This is a genomic window from Acidovorax sp. KPB24-07 (assembly GCF_057543315.1).
In genome coordinates this window covers 1-2,847 of record NZ_BAAJYS010000409.1, presented here as the reverse complement: position 1 = coordinate 2,847, position 2,847 = coordinate 1, and the positions used below count along the sequence as shown (strand labels likewise).

Below are 2,847 nucleotides of genomic sequence, written 5' to 3'. Positions count from 1 at the left end.
CGCCTCGGCCATGCGGTCGAGCACGCGGGCCGACGGCGTGGCCTGCGGCTGCTGCATGAGGCGCCGCGCATCGGCCAGCGCGCTGCCGTAGTCGCCGGTGCCGTGCGCGGCGTCCAGCGCCGCGGCCAGTGGCTCGCATTCGGCCAGCACCTGCGCGCCCCATTCGGCCAGCGGGATCTCGCGCCCGGCGCGCTGCAGCAGCAGGCCCGGCTCGCGGCCGCGCTCGGCGGTCAGGTGCTGGTTGCGCTGCAGCTCGGCGATCTCCTGCGGCGTGTCGGGCGGGCTGTCGGACAGCAGGCAGTGCAGCAGGAACACGTCCAGCAGGCGCATGGTCTGCGTCTCGATGCCCAGCGGCGCGAACGGGTCCAGGTCCATCAGCCGCACCTCGACGTATTCGACCCCCCGGTCGCGCAGCGCGTTCAGAGGCCGCTCGCCCGAGCGCACGGTGCGCTTGGGGCGAATGGTGCCGTAGAACTCGTTCTCGATCTGCAGCAGGCTGGTGCCCAGCTGGTTGTATTCGCCCCCGGGGTTGCGCACGCCCAGCGCCTCGTAGGCGGGGTATGGCCGGCTCAGGGCTTCGCGCAGCGAGGCGGCGTAGCCGTCCAGGCCGTTATAGCTCACCGCCAGCGTGGCCTGTGCATCGCTCTGGTAGCCCAGGCGGCCCATGCGCAGCGAGGTGGCGTGCGGCAGGTAGAGCGCCTCGCCGCCCAGGCGCTGCAGGCCGTGCTCGCGCCCCTGCACGAAGCATGGGCACAGCGCGGGCGAGGCGCCGAACAGATACAGCAGCACGAAGGCATGGCGGCGGAAGTTGCGGATCAGCGCGAAATATTCGTCGCTGGTCACATCGGGCAGCGACCAGTTGTAGTGGATGCCCGAGATGGTCTGCATGCGCCGGCCGTAGCGGTGGCCCAGCCCCATGCGGTACACGCTCTTGGCGCGCCCCACGTTGGACGAGCCGTAGCGCGCCAGGGGAATGGTCTCGTCGGTGGGCAGGCCGCAGGGCATGCTGGACAGCCACAGCATCTCGCCGCCCGAAGCCTGCAGGCTGCGGTAGACGAACTGGTGGATCTCGGTGAGTTCGTCCAGGCATTCCTGCACGCCCAGGCGCGCGCCCGTGATCAGCTCGATCTGCGACTCGCTGTAGTCGGTGGTGATGTGGGGATGGGTCAGCGCCGAGCCGAGCGCCGCCGGGTGCGGCGTGAGCGCCAGCCCTCCCGTGGGCAGCACCCGCAGTCCCTCTTTTTCGATGCCACGGCGCATGCCAGCCAGTCGGCTGGCGGGCTGCGCGTGGATTTTCCGCTGCAGATGGCTCATCATCATTTGGTCGTTTCTTTATAACCTGATCGTCGGTTCGGCCCGGAACTTAGCACGGCCGGCACACTCTCGCTGGCGCACCAGATCAAGACCTTGGCTTCGCGCGGCCGCACCCCTCTTCGCAGGCAGGTCCGCCGCCCCGGGTGCCGCACTGCAACATCGCGCGTGTCGTGGCCAGCCAACGCAGGGCGTGCAATGCGCCCGGTCCAGCCACTGTTCCCGGGCACCCCTCGCCCGCGGAACGCACCCGACGCCCATGAATGACTGGACACCATGCCCAAACTCTCAGTGCGTCCCACCATCTCGTCCGCAGGCCTGCCCGGCAACTCGACATCGAGTGCCCACGCCGCGCGCCGGCCAGCCACAAGCAGGCCCACCACAAGCTGCACCAGCTCGATCCGCGTGCAGCGCAGAACGAACTGCTGTCGCCCCTGTACGACGCAGGCCGGGCAGCGCGCAAATACCTCGCGCAGCCGCTGCCCGCCGCCGATGCCGCGTCCATGCCCCCGCGCAAGCCCAAATCGGTGCTGGGCCAGTTGGCGACCAAGGTAGGCAGTTGTTTCGGCATGGCGCGGGGCCACCCGAAGCCCGTCGAGGAAATGCTCCGCTACCAGAACACCCCGAAGGACCCCTCGCGCCTCCCTTCGCGCAGCCGCGGTCAGTGGGAGAGCCTGGAGCCGGTGCTGACCGGGCAGATGAAGGCCGCCGAAACCGTGCGGCTGGCCCAGATCGCCGTGGACAAGGCCATCGCCATGGAGCGGCTGGTGCAGCACCATGAAACGCGCCTGAGTGAAGAGGCCAGCGAGCGCGGCCAAAGGGCGGCCAGCCTCGCCAACCAGGCACACCGGCTCGCCAGCGAACAAAAATCCATGGCCAGCTTGCGGGCTGCGCTTCATCGGCTGGACCAAAGGCTCGACCGATCGCTCGCGGAAAACGATGCGGCAGGTGACTGGGGCGGCAGCGATCAGGAAGCGCTGACCCGGCACATCGAGGCGTTGCAGGCGCTGAGAAGCCGGCAAGCCGCCAAGCACGCCGAACTGGAGCGAAGCAGCCAGGGCAAGGACGCCGAGCTGAAAGACATCCAGAAGCTGGCCACGGATCAGGCACGCGAACTGTTCGAATTCGAAGCCGGCGCCGACGATCTGAAGTCGCTGCAGCCGGCACTGGCCCGACGCCGCAAGGAGGCCGAACTGCAACTGGAGCACGCCCAGCGCCGCCACCGGACGGCGACCGAAGCCCTGCAAAAGACCTACGGCGAGATCATCGACTTGCAATTGCGGCGCCTGCCCGGCTTCGAGGTGTACCGAAGCTCGCCCGCGATTGCCGCCCTGCGCGAGGCGCTCCGCGACTGGGTGAAGGCCATCGACCCGACCCGCCACGGCGCCGAGGCCATCGCGCCCGCAGGCGCGCTGACGATGGCAATCAAGGCCCTGGCCGACACCAGCGGTGGCCATGCCGAGGTGGCGCTGCAGACGCTGCAGGCCCTGCGCACCCACACCTGGGGCACGCTGCTGCCCGACCCGGCTGCGGGCC

Annotated in this window: 1 protein-coding gene and 1 pseudogene; one reads left to right on the top strand and one right to left on the bottom strand. The window is 69.5% G+C overall.

Going from position 1 to position 2,847, the window contains the following annotated elements; translation table 11 throughout:
- On the bottom strand, positions 1 to 1,317 hold a 1,317-nt coding region (gene gshA / locus AC27IQ_RS21745; protein WP_487090753.1), incomplete at its 3' end, for a glutamate--cysteine ligase.
- Between the two features lie 257 nt (positions 1,318 to 1,574).
- Here gshA and AC27IQ_RS21740 point away from each other — a divergent pair.
- Positions 1,575 to 2,847: pseudogene (locus AC27IQ_RS21740) on the top strand (hypothetical protein); the annotation flags it as partial.